Consider the following 17279-nt stretch of genomic DNA (forward strand, 5'->3'; position numbering starts at 1 on the left):
ACCCCGACCTGGCGCGGAACCTGACCCCCGAAACCAGGGACGAAACGCCCAGTCAGGCCTGGCCCTGCGCCTGGCGCTTGTCCACGTACTCGGTGATGATCGAGAAGAACCGCGCCGGGTCCTCGAACGGCAGGCCGTGGCCGCCTGGGACCTGGAGGTAGTCGGCCTGGTGGATGGCGGCGGCCAGTTCGCGCTGATGATGGGGCGGGATGATCCGGTCGTCGGCGCTCGCCAGCACAAGTGTCGGCGCGGTGATCCGGCCCACCGCACCACACAGGTCGATTCGGGTGTCCAGTTCTATCTGCCCGAGGATGCGCTGGTCCAGCATGGCCGTGAAACCCGCGGCCATTTCGGTGAACTGCGCGTCGTCGAGGGCGCCGAGGAAACCGGGCCCCATTGCGGTGAGGATCAACTGGCGGGCCAGCAGGGCGGGGTCGGTCTGAAGCAGGCGTGCCCACAGGTCGAACATGAATGCCTCGCGCGGGCTCGTCCTGACCCATCCGGCGTGCAGGACGAGCGAGGTCACGGCATTGGGGTGCCGGGCGGCCACGGCTGTGGCGACGACGGCGCCCACCGAGTGGCCGACCAGGTGGAACCGTTCCAGTCCGGCGGACCGGGCGGTGGCGGCGACGCGGTCGGCGAGCGAGTCCAGGTCGATCGGTGCGGGGTCGACCGGGGTGGCGCCGGCGCCGGGCAGGTTCGGGGCGACGACGGTGTACCGGTCACGCATCCCATCGATGAGAGCTCCCCAGTTCGAGGTCGCGTCAGCGCCGGTGCCGTGGATCAGGACCAGACCCGGTCCGGACCCGGCGACGACGTGATCAAGCAGTGCACGACTGGCCAAGGCTGCCTCCATCTGTGAGTGGCTGAGCAATATCCAAGATAACAGAGTTCTGTCATGTGCCAGAGCTCTGTTAACGGCCAGGACTCAAGCTGGTGACGTACGATCACCCTCATGGATATGCCGGTCACGGAGCGCCTCGGACTGCACATCAAGCGGGTGGAGCAGGAGCTGATGGCGGCCAAGCACGCCGCACTCCGACCGCTCGGGCTCACGGTTCCGCAGTACGTCGCGTTGTACGCACTCGACGACCAGCCGGGGCTTTCCGCCGCCGCGCTCGCCCGTGCCTGCCTGGTCACCCCGCAGACCATCGCCACCGTGCTCGCCAACCTGGAGGCGAAGGGCCTGATCATCCGCCAGCCCCATCCCTGGCATCGCAAGGTAGCCGAGGTGCGCCTCACCGACGACGGACGCCGAGTGCTCGCGCAAGCCGACGCGAAGGCCTTCGCCATCGAACAACGGATCGCCGACGGCTTCAGTCCCGGGGAGCGCGCTCTGTTGATCGACCTGCTGGCCCGTGCATCAAGTCAACTGGCGCTCGCACCAGAGCAGGACTGACACCGCAGCCAACCCCGGGCAGCTGGGCACGTTCGTTCCTCCATACCGGGCAATCTCACCGACCGCCCCCCGCGACATCTCGGCACCGGTGAGACGCCACCTCACCATGGCAGAGCCTCCGGCCCCGCCGACACCGAACCAGGCACCACTTTCTGCTGAACGTCGCCCAGCTCCCCGCCGTGCGGACAGCCTGGCCAACTATCCAGAAAACCTCGCCCGATACGAAGCGCAGTCACAGTTCCGTGGCGGCGCAGCAGGTACCGCCAGGCGTGGTGCGCCTCGGTCGCGGTGACCTTCTGCTCGAGGACGGACGGCACGAGCGAGTCCGTCACCAGCCTGCTCGCACCCAGTCGTAGTCCGGGGTTGCGGCGCACGCGGTCGCAGCGACGGCGCTGTCGGCAGGTCGGGCCACGATCCGCAGCGTCCCGAGCCCCGCCGGGGTGCGCGACGCCCGTCACACCATGCCCGCTTCGAGGCAGATCGTCGGATCGCCCGCTTCGCGGCGCAGCGGCGAGATCACGGCCGTGAGGCCGAGCGGGTACGGCGGGCACCAGGTGCGTGATCGTGCGCTGTCCACTGCTCTCGCCACCGTGCCTGTGCCGTTCGGTGCCGCCGTGGTCCGGCGGTACCGGGGCACCCTACGCGACCAGCCTGACGGTGCTCGCCGTGCTGGTCCAGCAGCGGCCGGAAGACGGTGCGGGGGCGGGGGAGCGTGGCTAGCCGCCGTGCGGGGCGTGCAGTGTGGCGACACGCTGAAGATACTCGCACAAATATTCGAGTAGGGTCTGCGCTGGTGAGCCGGAGGGGTTCCGGATCGGCGAGGGGGCCGTGGGAGCGAGGAGATAGCGCGCGTATTCGCGCACCTGCACGTGGCTTCCGGCTACTCGGCCCCGCTATGGGGCGAGGCTGTCGGACGCGCTCGCGGCCCGGGCGGCTGAGCAGAAGCTCTGCGCGCTCGTGGCCGACTGCGACACGGCGGCCGGCGCGGTGCGCTTCGCGGAGGTCTGCGCCGTCTCCGGCGTCCGGCTGCTGTTCGGCGCCGGCCTCGCGGTTCCGCTGCTCTACACCGCCGCCGTTGGCCGAACCGGCCGGCCAGGCAGCACCGCGGGGGAGCGGTGGTCGCGGACCCCGGCGCGCGGTGGCGCGTTCGTCGACGAGTCCGCGCCGCGGATCACCCTGCTGGCCCGGGACAAGGCCACTGGGCGAACCTGCGCGCGCTGATCGCCGCCGCCCGCGCCGAACGCGGCGACGGCCAGCCGATCGTCCCCTGGGAGGCGATCGCTCGGCACGCCGGGGACCTTACCGTGCTGCTCGGCCCCACCTCCCGGCCGCGCCGCAGCCGCAGCCACCCACCCCGGCATCGAAACCAAACGCGCCGAGGTGGCGAAGTGCCGCTACGCGCGCGTGGGCATCGACCCTGTCATCGAGAAGATCGGGAACGCGGCGCAGGCCGGAACGCTCCCGGTGCAGGTCTTCGCCGCCCAGATGGCACCGGGCGCCGCGGGCGTTCAGGTGCAGACCACCAAGGAGGGCACAGGTTCCCAGAAGCTCAAGGCCTCACTGGAGAGCCTGGCCGGGAGCATCCCCGTGACCCTGGTGGAAGGACGGGAAATCCACGGCCTCGACGGAACCAATCAGCCCCCTCCCTCCACCCCCGTCCCGTAACCACCGCGGCGTCGGGCGGCGCATCCTCGGGGGCAGGCCGACGTCCTCGCGTGTGCCGGCCGAGCCAGGCCCGAGCGTGGTGATGGACCGTCATATCCGGCGGCATCCGGGCACTCGCCGCTCTCCGCGACCTTGGTACTGGATGGGGCCTTCCTCCTCTCCGACGCAGGTCATTCGGCCGATGCGCATCACCTCGGGGCCGCTCGCGGTAGAGAGCAGCCCCGAGGTGATGCAGAGAAAGGACGTTCCATGAGGCGGCGGGCCGTACGACCAGTGCATCCCCTTCCTCGACGCCCGAGCAGGGAGCGTCCCCGCAGGTGCGCGTTGCCCGCGGGGTAGGTGGTGCCGCCCACGGGACCATCCCCGCGGGTCCGGGGGCGACCTGACCGCGAGGAGGCCGACCGGGCTGGTGTTATCGAGCATCCCCACGTGCGGTGCCCTGCGCGTACCGTGCGCCACCAGCACGCTGTCCCACGGCATGAATCTTCCGACGAAGACCGTCATCGTGCCGGACACTTGGCGCGGGCAGAGCGACCAGGTGAGCGTCCGCGACTTCCGGAACACCGCCGACCGCGCCGGACGAGCCTTTCAGGAGACCGAAGGGCACGTCATCCTCGTTGCGCGCGCGACGCAACCCCGCGACCACGTATCCCGCGGAAGAGACGGGGCGGACGGCCAGCCCCATAGGAGTTGATACCGGCGGTCCTATGCCTTCCTGGCCCCAGGCCCTTCAACAAACCCATGTCCGGGAAGGCACTGCACACGATGGTAGGAGACAAAGAGCCCGACACGCTCCCTGCCTCCGACAATCCCGTGACCCTTCTGCACAGATAACCCGGCCGGATCCGGCCGTCCACTACGACCATCGCGGGGATGGAGCCCACGATTACGGGCAAAGCCCCGCACCGGGACACACAGATCACGGAGGACACCCCCATGGCCACGCTGAACGGACGCCCCGTACTGACCCGCAGGGAACTCGCCGACAGGTACGGGCTCGGCATCACCCACCTCGAGAAGCTCTACCGCGAGCGCGAGCTCAACGGCCACCCCGAGGCCGCGGGCACGATCAGCCGCGCGCTGGTCTGGTGCGCCGCCGACTGGCACCAGTGGTACGAGCGCCACACCGACACGGCCGCCCTGGAGAGCCGTGCGGACCTGCAAAGCCGCACAGGCGTGGGCCTGAGCACCCTCGCACTCCTGTGGAAGGACCGGGGATCCAACCAGCACCCCGAGCCGGAGAAGACGATCGGCAACACCATGTACTGGAACCCGGAGACCTGGGACAGCTGGTACGAGGGCTACAGGGCGAATCAGCAGTGGCGCACGGACGTCGACCTCAGCGGGAACGCCGAGGACCTGATCTCGCTGTCCGAGGCCGCCCGGGTGCTGGGCATGGACCCGACCAGCATCACCAAGTACCCGGCCCGGCCGCCGAAGCACTGGCCGACGCCGGCCGAGGAGACGACGACGCCCAAGGGGTTCGTCAAGCGGAAGTACCGGCGCGGCGACATCTGGACCTACGCCGAGCGCCGGGAGCGCGGGGGAGGCCGCCCGGCCGCGGGAACGACCAAGCCCGACCGCCGCTACCCGTACGACGGCGACCCCCGTCTGGACCAGGCCCGCGCCGCGGTCAAAACCAACCCCGAAACCCCAGCAGCCCAACTCGCCGGCCGGCTGGCCCGCGAGCACGGCGGAACCGCAGGCACCTGGTCCCACATCGTCCGCAGCGCGCAGCAGCACCCAGAAGACTGACCAGTAGCCACCAGGCAGGCAGACACGCCCACTTCGTGGGCGGCTGCCTGGTGGCCCGGCCGGGCTATGGGCGGCTCCACCGGACCGGGTCGTCGGCCGCGGCGGTATTACCCGCTGCCGCGACGGACCGGCGCTGCAGGACGAGGTATCCGTCGCCTGCCCATACGGGGAGGTAGTCCGTCCGGAGCCGCGCCGCTAGCCCGGCGGCCAGCCCCGAAGTGCCGTACGCCTCGGAGCGCTCGTCGAGCAGCACCCAGTCGGGCTGCAGCGAACGGCCGGCCGAGTCGGTGAAGGCGGGAGTGAGCAGGTAGGCGGTGGTGCGATCGACCAGGTGCGGCAGCAGGTAGGTGTCGGCTGCCACGGTCGCGCCGTTTGGCACCAGACGGACGGCGGTCCGCGCAGCGGTGCAGCGGTGGCAGCTGCTCCGCGACACCGCGGCAGCCGCGGGTCCGTGCAGCAGCGCCGCTGCGGCCGTGGCGGCGACCAGCGACCACACCGGGGGTCGGCTGCTCCGGCGCCGCCGCAGCGCGTCGGTGAGCGCGCCGAAGAGCACCACCTCGATGAGCAGGTTGTAGTGGAAACCGGTGCCCCAGTAGGCGTGGTCGGCGTTGGCCGCGCGTGCCGCGAACGGGACGGCGGCGGCCCAGACGAGGCCGGAGCGGGCCGCCGCGAACCCCACGCCGGCCATGAAGACGGCAGCCGTGCGCGCGGCACTGCCGTTGACGGCCAGGCTGTCGAGGAGGTTGCGGGCCGTCGCTGTGACGACCGAGCCGTGGCCGGTGGCGTGCGGGAGGTAGGTGTAGCGGTGCCAGTAGCTCAGGGCGGGGATCACGACCGTCAGCAGGAGAGCGAGACCGGCCACCGCCCAGGCGGCCAGCGCCGTGGCGAGCCGGTAACGGCCCTGCAGAGCCAGTGCGACCGCCAGCCCGACCATGACGAAGGCGGTGTCTTCCTTCACTGCGAAGAGCCCAGCGGCGAGCACAGCGCAGGCCCGCCACCGACCGTGCAGGTAGGCCCGTACGGACAGAGCCAGCAGGGGCGCGCCGAAGGCGACCTCGTGGAAGTCGAAGTCCACGGCGCTCTGAACGCCCGCGGAGGTGCCGAGCGCTGCGCCGACCGCCAGACCGCGGCCGCGGCCCAGTAGCCCCACGGCGGTGTCGGCGACGATCACGACGGCGACGGCGACCAGGACGGCCTGGACCCACAGCAGGACCCTGACGTCCGGCCAGAGCCGGTACAGCGGGGCCGCGAGCGCGATCACCGGGTCGAAGTGGTCGCCGAAGGCCAGGAAGCCGGGGGCTTTGAGGTCGACCACCGGTGCCCGGCCCGCGGCGAGGTGTCGAACGGCCTGTCCGAAGATGGCGAGGTCCACGCCTGAGCCGAAGCCGGCGTACCGGGACAGCGACAGGGCGAGGTAGCCGGCCAGCAGGACGCCGCCCAGCACGATCACTGCCCCCCGGTGCCGGGCAGGACCGCGCCGGCCCGCAAAGGTACGGGTCGAGGAGCGCCGCTGCGGGCGGCCGTGGAGCGAGGGGACGAGGCCCGGGGTGCCATGGGCAGCCGGAGGACGTGGTCGAGTGGAGGGGTGGCTGGTCACCCCGGGCACGCTGCCGGTGCGGCGTGTTCACACCGTCACGGCTGGATGTGGGGGCGGTCGCCGATCGCTACGGTCACGTCACGGCCGGTCCGTCCTCGTCCGCCGCCAGTGGCTGTCTCGGCACGGTCAGGGTGAACACGGCACCCGGCCCGGCGGCAACGGTGAGGGTTCCGCGGTGCAGGCGCGCGTTCTCCCGGGCGATCGCCAGCCCAAGGCCGTTCCCCGGCGCAGAACCGCGTCCGGCCCCCCGGGCGGGATCCCCGCGGACGAACCGGTCGAAGACCCGGTCGAGTAGCTCCTCCGGCACACCGGGGCCGGCGTCGGCGACCCGGACCACGACGTCGGGCCCAGCCGCACGGACGCTCACCTCGACCGGTTCGGCGCCGTGTCGGAGGGCGTTGGAGACCAGGTTGGTGATCACGCCGTGGATCCGGCGCGGGTCGATCTTCGCCGTGGTGTCTCCGTCCGCCAGGAGACGGCAAGCGGTGGGCGCATCGCTGTGCGCGACGACGTCCGCCACCAGTCCGGCGAGGTCCACCGGCTCCAGTACGACGACGGCTTCGGAGGAGTCCAGGCGGGAGATCTCCAGCAGATCTTCGGTCAGGGTTGCCAGACGGCGCAGCTGAGGGGTGATCAGGGCGGCCGCATCGTCGCGGGTGGAGGGATTCTCCAGCGCGGCCGCCGCCGCGAGCAAGGAGGCGGTGGGAGTGCGCAGCTCGTGGCTGACATCCGCGACGAACCGGCGCTGCCGTTCCTCGTACCGGGTGAGGTGGTTGATCGTTTCTGCCAGGCGATCGGCCATCCGGTTGAACGACACGCTCAGATCCGCCAGTTCGTCACGACCGTCGACCGGTAGCCGGACCGCCAGATCGCCCTCTCCGAACGCGTGGGCGGCGGTGCCGGCTGCCCGCACCGGCCGCTGGACCCGTCCTGCGACCAGCCAGGCGAGAGCTGCACCGACGGCCACCGTGACCGTCGACACCACGAGGAGGCCGACCAGGTAGAAGCCCGCCTCGGCTGCGACCGGCGCGAAGGAGTGGAACTCCACGGCCACGAGCGGGGCCCCCGGGTAGCGGTCGGCCGGACCCTGCCGCCCCACCACGGCGCCGATCAGCAGCCCCGGCCGGCCGGGGGCCGGAACAGCCGCGAGGCGGTGTTCGTCGAGCAGGGCGATGTTGTCACCGCTGTCCAGGAAGCGCCCGAGCAGTCCGGGAAGCGCCTCCGGGGCGACCGGCATGGCGAACGTGCCCACCGAGGTGGCCAGCGGCCCGGGCCAGGCCCCGGATTCGTCGTACGGCGGGTTCGGGCCCGGAGCGGTGAAGCCGCCGGCGCCGTCCGGCTTCATCGAATACACCAGATAGGGGTTGAACTTCCGCACGGCGAGCGCCTCGTTGGCGCTCAGCAGGGCGGTGGGCCGGATCCCCTGCCGGACGGAGTTCGCCGCGGAGGTGAAGTCCGACAGTGCGCTCGACAGCGCCTGTGACCGGAAGCCCTCCTCCGCGCGGTCCCGCAGCACCAGGTAGCCCAGGGCCGAGAGCACCAGCGACGGCAGCGACAGCGCGAGGACCAGGGTGACGGCGATCCGTCCCCGTAGCCCGAGTGGCCGCCTCACGGGAGGTCCAGGCGGTAACCGACCCCGCGGACGGTGGTGATCAGGGCTGGTCGGGCCGGGTCGTCCTCGGTCTTCGCCCGGAGCCGCCAGACGCAGGCGTCCACGATGCGGGAGTCCCCGAGGTAGCCGTAGTCCCAGACCCGGTCCAGCAACACCTGCCGGGTCAGCACCTGCCCGGGGTGGAGCGCGAACTCCAGGAGCAGGCGCAGCTCGGTGGGGGTCAGCTCGAGCCGGTCGCCGTGCCGGGTGACGATCATTGCCCGGGTGTCGATCCGCACCGCGCCCAGCTCAAGGACGTCCGTGCTGCCGGATGCCGGGTCGACGGCTGGCACCTCGACGGCCGGGGTGACCCGCCGGAGGACCGCCTTGATCCGGGCGTCGAGTACCCGCGGCTCCACCGGTTTGGCGACGTAGTCGTCCGCGCCGCACTCCAGCCCCACCACCACGTCGATGGGCTCCGAACGAGCGGTGAGCATGATGATCGGCAGCGTCCCGGCACGCCTGATCCGGCGGCAGACCTCGAACCCGTCCGAACCAGGCAGCATCACGTCCAGTACGACGCAGTCGACCTGCCGTGCCTCGGCGGCGAGGACGCGAAGCGCATCGTCACCATCCGGTGAACCGATGACCTCGTGGCCGAGGCCACCCAGTGCCAGCACCAGTGCTGCCCGGAGCCCGTCGTCGTCTTCGACGAGCAGTAGCCGTGCCATGCCCGTCCCTCCTTACCGTTGTTGTCCGCGCAGCCTGCTTGCGCTGTGTGTGAGCGCCATGTGTGCCGTGTCACCGTCTGGCAACAGCCGCCATCCCACGCTCTGGCGTGTCATGCCAGGTGGCCTCAATCCCGGTCATGGGCGGGCAACTGAGCCAACGCCCGGAGTGGGCATCGTCTACACGTCGGCGGCGCGTTCGTCCGGATCGGACCGTCGGAACACTGGCGGCCGGGCCGGGCGCACCCTTGTCGATACAGGGATCGCGACGATCGGCCCGCCGCCGGGTGGCGTCCCACCGCTCCGGCAGGAGGTGCCGGCCGTGGCAGTCGACGCCTCCGCAGTGGCACCTGCCCACCGGACCTTCCCCGCGGCCGTTCACGAGGATGTTGCCGCACCGGGCGGATCCTACGAATTACTGGACGCTCCAGCGGTGCGGATGGACGGGATCGGTGGGGCAGGCGAAGACGTTGAGCTCGCCGTGGCGGCCCACGGTGACCTCGGTGGGGGTGGCGTTCCGATGGGTGGTCAGGCCCCGGTCTTCCAGTGGTCTCCAGCTGCCGCTGCCGCCGTCCCACTCCGAGCTGTCGATGGTCAGCAGCAGGTGCATCGACGCCATGCAGGTCCGGCAGTCCATGGGGTACGGGTCGGTGGCGTGCCAGGAGGCGAAGCCGCCGACGCGCCAGCCGGGCGGGATGGACAGGTCGTACTGGTAGCCGACCGGCTCGACCGGGGTCTCGTCCGCCGACTGCTCGGCCTCCTCCTCAAGGGCTTCCTCCCAGGCATCGATGCGGGTGCAGAGATCTTCGGGCAGGAGGCCGGCGAACGGGTAGGCCGTCACCTGCTCCGGGTGCAGCACGCAGGGCTCGGGTACGAACCCGTCGGACCCGACGACCGGGGGCTGCGGGGGAGCCGCCAACACTTCACCGATCTCCCAGGACCGTCGCCAGCGAAGGTGCAGCTCCAGGTCGTACCGGCCCGGGCCGTGGGCGTTGAAGGGGCACCAGAACACCTGGAGCAGGTCGCAGCCGTCCGGCCCGACCGGCAGGTCGGGGACATCCCGCCGGTACAGCTGCGCGAGGCCGATCATCGCAAGCGGATCCGTCTCCGATGCCCCGGGGATCCGGTGCTCTCGACGCAGCTCCTCCAACAGCTCCCGCTCCTCCGCCGTTGGCCCCGAAGCCGGGTTTCGGGCCCACACGGTGGCCAGCACCTGTCGGTAGCGGCGGACGTCCGCCGGGCGGCGGCCCCGCCCGCGGCCGTGGGCCTCGCCGCACAGCGGCCACGGCTCGTCCACCGGCCACAGCATCGGACCTCCCACCGAGCTCTCCGAGACCTGCGGTCTCCCCGGCCGCGGATGGAGGCGCGTCGTCGTACCCCGGTAGACACCCAGCTCCGGGAACAGCGCCTCGACATCGAGCGGGCGCGGGGGAGTGGTCCTCGTCATGGACGCGACCCTAGACACCCGACGGCCTCAGCCATCGAGCACCCCCGCGGTAGCTCCTGTCTCGCGGACAGAGCCAACCGGGCCTGGCCGGACACGCAGGACGGTGCTCGGTGAGGTCGTAGCCGAGCCAAGCCGCAGCGGCAACCAGGTCGGGGTGACGTGTTTGTCGATCAACCCGACCACCCGCTCGGCGACCGCTCCGGCTGGGCTCCCCCGGCTCGGCATACTCGCGGCCTGGCCCCTGGCCCCCTGGCCCGTCCCGTCCGCCGCGGAGCCCGCCCGTCCCGTCCGGCTACCGCCGCTCCGTGCGCCCGCGGCCTCGCTGCTGCGCCACCCGACCCAGCCCGGCTGGGCCGGGCCGCTGCCCGTGCCGTTCGTCCGGGCACCCTGCTTGTTACCGCTGCTCCGCGCCGGGCCGGCCCGTCCGGCCCCGGCCTGGCGTGGCAGGGGGTGGTGTTCAGGGCCTGGGGGAGCCGAAGGCGCACAGGGTGTAGCCGGTGGGTTCGACGGGGCACTTCACCCGCCCGGGGGCGGGGGCGGGGGCGGAGCTCTGGCCGAGAAGAAGGACGGTCAGACCACCGGAGAGCATCAGGGCCGCCCAGAGCCCGATCATCCACCACTGCCACCGCTTCACCACGTCCCCCCCGGCCCGGACTTGTCTTGTGGTCACCCTAGGCGAGGTGAGACCGACGGTCTCCGGCCGCCGCCCCGCCGTCCTGCCTGCCCTCGGGCCTGGGCCTGACCGGCCTCGGCCCGCGCTGCCGCGGCCTGGTGGTGCCGGTGTGTCAAAGCCCTGTTGGGTCGGGCCGTTCATCTGATTACCGCCGCCGCGTGCGCCAGCGGCCTCGATGCTGCGCCAGCCCGGCCGCGCCGCCTGTGCGGGACCGAACAACAGTCGCGGACCGCAGTCGCGTACGGGCTGAGTGCGGTGCACAGCGGGCGGAGAACGGCAGCGCCCAGGCCCGGCAAGAAGGTGTGGTGGGTTCGATCGGTACGGCCGGTTCTGTGTTGACGGCGTGGATGCGCACCCTGGATGCGCCCGGTTTGGGCCGGGTGCTCGCTGCGCGGCCGGATGCGGTGGCCGGTCCGGTGCCGCGCAGTCCAGGGGAGCTGGCCGAGCGGCTGCAGCGCCCCGGGTCGGTGTCCGCGGCGCTGCACCGGGTGCCGCTGCCGGGAGTACAGGCGGCCGAGGCACTCTCGGCCCTCGCAGACCCCACTGGCACCGGTGACCTCGCAGTGTTCCTCGGCGTCCCGCTGCCTGACCTTGAGGAGACGCTTCAGGTGCTGGCCCAGCATGCGCTGGTGTGGCCGGACAGCCAGAACAGGCTGCACATGGCCGCAGCCCTGCGCCGGATGTGGCCCGCCCCGCTCGGGCTGAAACCCGGCCTGGAGCAGCTCGCCGGGGCGAAGACATCCGACTCCTCGCGACACCGCCGGCACGACTGCAGGGCGTCGGGAACGAAAAGATGCAGATAGCGGGTGGTATGCCGTGCAGAGATGCCGCACAGCGTCGCGCGCCTGCCCGCCGCATGCTCGACACCGGGAACGCCGTTCACCTCGCAGGCACCGAAGCGGGCTGGCTCCCGCGCTGTTGCAAACGACCGGTCATCGTTCGGGGCATCGATCACGCGGACGAGCATGCCACAGCGGCCCCTTGCCTGATCTTGATCACCGACATCGCGAGTTCAACCTGAGTAACCACCGAGCTCGGCGGTGCAGCGTCTCTGCACCTTCCGAACGACCTGGGACTGGCTGAGCGAATTCGCCTGGCCGGCCCCAGGTCTCGAGGACAAGGGCTGTGCACTCCCTTCCCAGGAGTGCACAGCCGTCTCGCGTACAGCGTGCCAGCGTGCCCTCGCGCCATGAACGTCGTGGCGCGCTGCCCACCCGCTACTGGCCGGACCGCTCATTCGGTGTTCCTTGGAGCTCGTAACACGATCTTGTTGCTGCCCGCAGATCGGTCGTCGCCTGCTTGCAACGGGCTGTGGTGACAGGCTGGTCTGGCAGACTCGACCGTATGTCTGAGCAGCTTCCGGGGGCGGCGGCGACCGATCCCATGCGCGAGTACATGACGCTCTATCCCGAGGTGGTGAGAGCGGGTTCTCTGCAGAACGCTCTCCAAACGGTGGCCGACCGTGCGGGGTACGGACTCCCGATCGAGCTGACGTCCTCACCAGGTCGGCGTTACGTGGCTGCGAAGGCAGAGGCCGACGGCCGCTCGACGAATGTTTTGATGGCCATCAGTGAGCGCAAGTTCCTGGTCAACTGCTGGGCCCAGGACATCCACACGGCTTCGGGCAGCACGCAGGACCTGTCCGAGGTCGCCGACGTGATGCACTCCTGGATTCAGGGGAACCGGGTGCGCGAGCTCGTCGTGCAGTGGGCTTTCCTGAAGACCTGGGAACTGGCCGACGCCGACGAGCGCGGCGATGCCGTGCAGGCGCGGTGGCGGACGATACGCAGGCACGCCGCGCTGGACACCGCACGCGAGCGGGACAGCGGTTGGCAGGATCTCGTCGAGGCCGCCTTCGAACAGCCGCGGCTCCGGGTCCTGTCACCCGGACGGGCCATGTACTGGTTCACCCTCAGCCGCCGGGCCGCGCCGCCCATCTGCCATGACCTCCCGAGGACAAGACCGCTCGGCAACGGCCGCTTCGAGGTGACGTTCGCCGACCACCGGGTACAGGAGGTCGACGGTGCGGCGACGACCGTCGCGGTGATCCTGGACGGCCTGCCCGACGACGCCGTCCCGCGGCCTTCGGGCTCATGACACGGTCACGATCGCGGGTTGTTGAGTCGTCGCTGGCAGATCAGGCTGCAGGCGAGTGAGACGAAGGCGGTGTGAAGGTCGAGGCGCCGTTCCCAGCGGACGGCGAGGCGTTTGAACTGGTGGAGCTGGGCGAAGGTCTGCTCGACGACGTAGCGAAGCTTGCCGAGGCCGATGATGTCGGGCTCGCCGCGACGGGAGATGACCGGCAGGATGCCTCGTCTGCGCAGTTCACGGCGGTTGGGGTTGCTGTCGTAGCCCTTGCCTCCGAGGAGGGCGGCGGGCGGTTTGCGGGGGTGACCGACGCGGCCGGCCACCGGCGGGATGCCGTCGACCAGGGCGAGGGTCAAGGTGACGTCGTTGACGTTGGCGGCCGTGGTGATCACGTGGAACGGGATGCCGCCGCCGTTGCTGATCAGGTGGTGCTTGCTGCCGGTCTTTCGGCGGTCGACCGGTGAGGGGCCGGTCGCTTCGCCCCCTTTTTCACGCGCACGTGGGAGGCGTCCACACAGGCGCGCGTCCAGTCGATCTGTCCGGCCGTGTTCAGCTCGGCCAGGAGTATCCGGTGCAGGACCTCGAAGACGCCAGCCTCCTGCCACCTGCCCAGCCGACGCCAGCAGGTCTGCCCGGAGCCGAAGCCCAGCTCCAACGGCAGCTGCTGCCAGGTGATGCCGGTGTACAGCACGAACAGGACACCCTGCAGGCAGAGCCGGTCGTCGACCGGGCGAGGGCCTGGAGACCGCTCCGGCCAGGCCGGCAGCAACGGTTCGATCCGGGTCCATGGCTCGTCGTCCACGATCCACGGCTTGTTGCTCACACCACCACGAACGGACGAATCGTCACATCGGTAACGCCCACCGGCAGCGATTCACAAGATCGTGTTACGAGTTCCAAGCGAGCAACGGGCGAAACCGTCATAACCTGGCACAATCCATGAACTATCCCGCAAACGAGCGGGACATCCTCTCAGGGCTTCTTGAGGGGAGCTCAACTCGCAGCGAAACTGCATCGGTGCTTGAATAGAGACCTGGATGAGCTGGGCCCTCGTGACTGCGCCGAGGAGAAATCCACGCAAGCAAGCCTGTCCCGTCTCCGCCGTGAAGATGCCGAGCCCCAACGTTCGGTTCGGAAGGGGCCATCTGTGGTTGTCTATAAAATAGAACCGGCGGACTGCAGGTCCCAGATCTTATTCGCCGGAAAAGCACAGATCAACGCAACCAGGAACCGGGAGATTCCGGAGCTGACCATAGACCCCTTGGCGCCACCAGGCTATCAGGACGTGCACTTCGCGACAGTTTCCCTGCACCTCAAGATCGGCTCGAAGTCGCCGGAAGTCAAGTTCGTCCCGCACCCGTTCAACAACCCCTCCGGGGAGTGGTCCCTATGGCGAGGGGATCCAAGTGCCGGCCACTGGGTTGCACTGGATCCTCTTCCCTCCGGTACAGCCACGAACTATCTGCGACTGCGAAACACCGATATTCGTGTCATCCGTGACGACACAGACCTCCTGGACGGGAAATCACATGCCGTCGGACTGAAGGGCCTCCCGGACGATGGCGCCATAGAGCTGTATGTCTGGGCCGAGGCCGCCAGCGTTGTGACAGGGGCGAGTAGTTGTCACGCGTATATAGAAGATTTCCAGAGGGGGGAGTAGCTGATGAAATATCTGGAGTGAGCTGGCCTCAGTAACTGCGGCCATACCCGACCGCGACTTTCACAGCACGACCGACAGGAGGCCCTTCGCGCCATCAGCAGGGCCAAGGTGCGCTCCGCCTTCCCACAGACAGTGCGGTGCGTCGGCCATCGCAAGCGGGCGCTTGGGCTCTCCCTTCGGACGCGACAGGGCGGCCAGCCTCTCTGATGTTCCAGCAAGCGCACAACGCCCGGTGCGGGTCGTGCGGGCCATCCCAACCTTGAAACGGGGACGGAAGGGCGGGGCCTGAAAGCCCGCCTGAACATTGAAAGGAAGAGAATCACATGTCTGTTCGCAGCATGACAGCAGCGCGGCTCACGGACGGCCGACCGCAGCTGTTCGCAGGAAGCAACCTCGGACTGTTCACCACCTGGAAGGTCAGCGAGCACCCGGATGCAGCCTGGACCGGCTGGCAGCCGTTCGACTTCCTCCACGGTCACGTGGTTTCGCTCGCCGCGGCCCCGCTCACAGACAATCGGCCGCAGATATTCGCCGTGACCGACGGCGGCGAGCTGTGGACCACCTGGAAGCTGACCACCGAACCGAGCGCCGCCTGGGCCGATTGGACGAAGTTCAACGGTCTGCCAGGATCGGCCCGTAGCGTGGGCGTGGCCACTCTCACGGACGGCCGTCCGCAGATCGTGGTCGGCACCGATACTGGTTCGGTGTCCTCGTGGAAGGTGAGCACCGATCCCGACGACGCCTGGTCGGACTGGTCCTCCTTCGACGGTCCGCCCGCCTGATCCAGGACGTGCTGAGCCACCTCGTCCGCATTTTGGAAACTGATGGTCCTCACATCCTGCAGCACCGATGATCTTCGCTGCGGGATGTGAGGACCTCCCTGATGAGCGACGGGCCGTGCTAATCCTCCGCGCGAGGACTGCCACAGTCGTGGCGCGTACCCTTCTCCAACTGAATTCACCTCAGCAGGCCGGGTTTGTCGGGCTAAGCTTGGAATTTATCCTCGTCGGGCTTGGTGTTCCTTGATCGTCTCGGCGCGCTTGACCGTCTTTCCGACGTCGTGACGTGTGGCCCGCTGCTTGTTCTTCGAGCCGGGAGGTCGCCCCGGGCCGGGTTTGGTCGGTTTCGGTGCTGCCGCTGGGCGAGCGGTGGTCGGGCGGATGTTGCGAAACCCTCGTCGCACCCGGGCGGGGGTGAGGCGGCGGGGCTCGGCGGGCCGCTCCCAGGGGCGGCGGAGGTCCTCGGCCAGCGGCCGGGCGAGACGGAGTTGGGTGTGGGCGGCGATGATGAGCCAGGTCCACAGGTCGGCGCTGTCGGCGTGGCGGATCTTCGGGGCGGTCCAGCCGAGCGTCTGCTTCAGCAGCCGGAAGGTGTGTTCCAGGTCGAAGCGGCGGAGGAAGGACTGCCACCAGCGGTCCACGTCCGCCGGTGTGGCGGCGGTTGCCGAGCACCACAGCCAGACCGGTTTCGGGTCCCGGTCGCCCGGCAGGCGCTCGACCACGAGACGGATCAACGTCCCGTGCAGGATCGGTAGTTCTTCCTTGGCGTGGTTCAGCCAGGGGCCGCGGTGGGTGAGCCTGGGGTGCATGCGGTCCCACGCGAGTGCCTCGGCTTTGCCGTAGCGGGTGGTGTCCGTGGCCGTGGTGACCTCGGGCCGGTGCCAGCTCTCGGGCTTGGCGAAGGTGAGGACGCCGCCGTGCCGACGCGGGCGCCCGCCTCTCGGGGTGGATCGTGCGGGGCCCGCGTCGCGGAGCATGACGCGGTCCGAGCGCAAGCGTCCGACCAGCACGACCGGAAGGTTCGCGAGAGCGTGGGAGAGATAGGCGACGTCGTAGCCGGAGTCCATCATGATCAGGATTTCCGGGTCACCCTGCTGCCAGTGCCCGGCCTGTGTCAACCGCTCGACGACATCGTGCAGTTGGGCGGCGGTGACAGCGGTTGCGTCGTCGGCCGGTCCGAGGCGTACGGCGTCCAGCAGTGCGACCCAGGATGTGCGGCCTGTTTCCAGGGCGGCGACGAAGGAGTACGGCCAGCCGGGAACAAGCTGGTCCGTTTTGCGGTCGCCGCGCCCGTAGACGTGGCAAAACAGTCGGTCGTCGCTGGTGGGAGCATCGGGGCGGAGCCAGTTGCTCACGTCGACGGCCAACACGATTCGGCCGTCGGCTGCCTTCGACAGCGGCAGCGAGGCCAGCGCGCGACGCAGTCGGGCCGGCTCTAGCCAGCCCCGGTCGAGTGCGGCGTACAGGGCGCCGTGCCCGCGGCGGTGCTCGGCGGTGAGCGACAGCTCGACCAAGGTCTTCACCGGTCCGTCCGCGCACAGCACCGCGTCGGTGAGCTCGAAGAGTGCGTCCGAGCGGGCGTAGAGGCATTCGTAGAACTCAACCCGAAAGCGGGACAAGAGGGCCAATGCCTGGCATGCGGGCGCATCGACGGCAAGACTCATGGGCAGCGGCCGTTCTCTCGTGCTTCGTGACTCGACATCTCGAAGCGTGGAGAACGGCCGTCTCCGCTGTCCCGGGAAGAACCGCAGATCAGCAGGTCGAGTGACCGTCGAGGTTAAACGCCAAGCTAAGAAGCCGTTGCCGAACCGGGCGGTTCGCCTGATGGCCGAACGAAGGTTCTGAGCTTTGCCCCGCGACGTGGACACCCTGACACTTGGATCTTGTTGATCCAGGA

The 17279-nt window shown here is 69.9% G+C and carries 17 protein-coding genes; 8 read left to right on the forward strand and 9 right to left on the reverse strand.

Features of this window, described 5'->3' with window-relative positions; all coding sequences use genetic code 11:
* Nucleotides 1–52: 52 nt before the first annotated feature.
* The gene (locus tag ABD353_RS36120; protein ID WP_344627948.1) at nucleotides 53–856 is read right to left on the reverse strand and encodes an alpha/beta fold hydrolase; all 804 of its coding nucleotides are present in this window, start codon (nucleotides 854–856) and stop codon (nucleotides 53–55) included.
* Between the two features lie 99 nt (nucleotides 857–955).
* Between ABD353_RS36120 and ABD353_RS36125 the strand changes: the two genes are divergently transcribed.
* Nucleotides 956–1399: a MarR family winged helix-turn-helix transcriptional regulator gene (locus ABD353_RS36125; protein WP_344627949.1), complete on the forward strand. Its 444-nt coding sequence runs from the start codon at nucleotides 956–958 to the stop codon at nucleotides 1397–1399.
* A gap of 454 nt (nucleotides 1400–1853) precedes the next feature.
* Here the strand turns inward: ABD353_RS36125 and ABD353_RS36130 are convergent, their stop codons facing one another.
* Nucleotides 1854–1976, reverse strand: a complete 123-nt coding sequence (locus tag ABD353_RS36130) for a hypothetical protein (protein ID WP_344627950.1) — start codon at nucleotides 1974–1976, stop codon at nucleotides 1854–1856.
* Nucleotides 1977–2356: 380 nt separating this feature from the next.
* Here ABD353_RS36130 and ABD353_RS36135 point away from each other — a divergent pair, with 380 nt between their 5' ends.
* The 3 genes from ABD353_RS36135 (at nucleotide 2357) to ABD353_RS36145 (ending at nucleotide 4819) form a co-directional block, all read left to right on the forward strand.
* Nucleotides 2357–2620, forward strand: coding sequence for a hypothetical protein (locus ABD353_RS36135; RefSeq protein WP_344627951.1), 264 nt, complete (start codon nucleotides 2357–2359; stop codon nucleotides 2618–2620).
* 159 nt (nucleotides 2621–2779) lie between these two features.
* Complete coding sequence (locus ABD353_RS36140; RefSeq protein ID WP_344627952.1) at nucleotides 2780–3064, forward strand: hypothetical protein; 285 nt, start codon at nucleotides 2780–2782, stop codon at nucleotides 3062–3064.
* A 936-nt stretch (nucleotides 3065–4000) separates the two neighbouring features.
* A complete protein-coding gene (locus ABD353_RS36145; protein ID WP_344627953.1) occupies nucleotides 4001–4819 on the forward strand; it encodes a hypothetical protein in 819 nt (272 codons plus the stop codon).
* Nucleotides 4820–4883: 64 nt separating this feature from the next.
* Here the strand turns inward: ABD353_RS36145 and ABD353_RS36150 are convergent, their stop codons facing one another.
* From ABD353_RS36150 to ABD353_RS36170, 5 genes are all read right to left on the reverse strand, one after another.
* Nucleotides 4884–6269 carry a DUF2079 domain-containing protein gene (locus tag ABD353_RS36150; RefSeq protein WP_344627954.1) on the reverse strand — a complete coding sequence of 462 codons (1386 nt, stop codon included), beginning with the start codon at nucleotides 6267–6269 and terminating at the stop codon, nucleotides 4884–4886.
* Between the two features lie 220 nt (nucleotides 6270–6489).
* Nucleotides 6490–8028, reverse strand: a complete 1539-nt coding sequence (locus ABD353_RS36155) for an ATP-binding protein (protein ID WP_344627955.1) — start codon at nucleotides 8026–8028, stop codon at nucleotides 6490–6492.
* Nucleotides 8025–8738 (reverse strand): response regulator, encoded by a 714-nt coding sequence (locus ABD353_RS36160; RefSeq protein ID WP_344627956.1) that lies wholly within the window; start codon nucleotides 8736–8738, stop codon nucleotides 8025–8027. The genes ABD353_RS36155 and ABD353_RS36160 overlap by 4 nt, the downstream gene beginning before the upstream one ends.
* Nucleotides 8739–9150: 412 nt before the next feature.
* Complete coding sequence (locus ABD353_RS36165; RefSeq protein ID WP_344627957.1) at nucleotides 9151–10182, reverse strand: hypothetical protein; 1032 nt, start codon at nucleotides 10180–10182, stop codon at nucleotides 9151–9153.
* 457 nt (nucleotides 10183–10639) lie between these two features.
* Nucleotides 10640–10852, reverse strand: coding sequence for a hypothetical protein (locus ABD353_RS36170; protein ID WP_344627958.1), 213 nt, complete (start codon nucleotides 10850–10852; stop codon nucleotides 10640–10642).
* A gap of 308 nt (nucleotides 10853–11160) precedes the next feature.
* Between ABD353_RS36170 and ABD353_RS36175 the strand changes: the two genes are divergently transcribed.
* Nucleotides 11161–11658 carry a hypothetical protein gene (locus tag ABD353_RS36175; protein WP_344627959.1) on the forward strand — a complete coding sequence of 166 codons (498 nt, stop codon included), beginning with the start codon at nucleotides 11161–11163 and terminating at the stop codon, nucleotides 11656–11658.
* Between the two features lie 541 nt (nucleotides 11659–12199).
* Entirely contained in the window at nucleotides 12200–12952 is a 753-nt protein-coding gene (locus ABD353_RS36180; protein WP_344627960.1) for a DUF6193 family natural product biosynthesis protein, read from the forward strand.
* Nucleotides 12953–12957: 5 nt separating this feature from the next.
* Here ABD353_RS36180 and ABD353_RS36185 read toward each other — a convergent pair.
* Nucleotides 12958–13748, reverse strand: a protein-coding gene (locus ABD353_RS36185) for an IS5 family transposase (protein ID WP_425555325.1) whose coding sequence is annotated in 2 segments (ribosomal slippage) — nucleotides 12958–13433 and nucleotides 13433–13748 — 792 coding nt in all. Because the reading frame shifts where the segments join, the coding sequence is not laid out codon by codon here.
* A gap of 342 nt (nucleotides 13749–14090) precedes the next feature.
* On the opposite strand from ABD353_RS36185, the gene ABD353_RS36190 reads away from it, so the two are divergent.
* Together ABD353_RS36190 and ABD353_RS36195 are read left to right on the forward strand one after the other, a co-directional pair.
* Entirely contained in the window at nucleotides 14091–14603 is a 513-nt protein-coding gene (locus tag ABD353_RS36190; RefSeq protein WP_344627962.1) for a hypothetical protein, read from the forward strand.
* A 323-nt stretch (nucleotides 14604–14926) separates the two neighbouring features.
* Nucleotides 14927–15385 carry a DUF8189 domain-containing protein gene (locus tag ABD353_RS36195; RefSeq protein ID WP_344627963.1) on the forward strand — a complete coding sequence of 153 codons (459 nt, stop codon included), beginning with the start codon at nucleotides 14927–14929 and terminating at the stop codon, nucleotides 15383–15385.
* 215 nt (nucleotides 15386–15600) lie between these two features.
* Here the strand turns inward: ABD353_RS36195 and ABD353_RS36200 are convergent, their stop codons facing one another.
* Entirely contained in the window at nucleotides 15601–17046 is a 1446-nt protein-coding gene (locus ABD353_RS36200; RefSeq protein WP_344627964.1) for an NF041680 family putative transposase, read from the reverse strand.
* Nucleotides 17047–17279 lie beyond the last annotated feature (233 nt).

It is taken from the genome of Kitasatospora arboriphila (assembly GCF_039528095.1).
In the GTDB taxonomy this organism is placed as follows: domain Bacteria; phylum Actinomycetota; class Actinomycetes; order Streptomycetales; family Streptomycetaceae; genus Kitasatospora; species Kitasatospora arboriphila.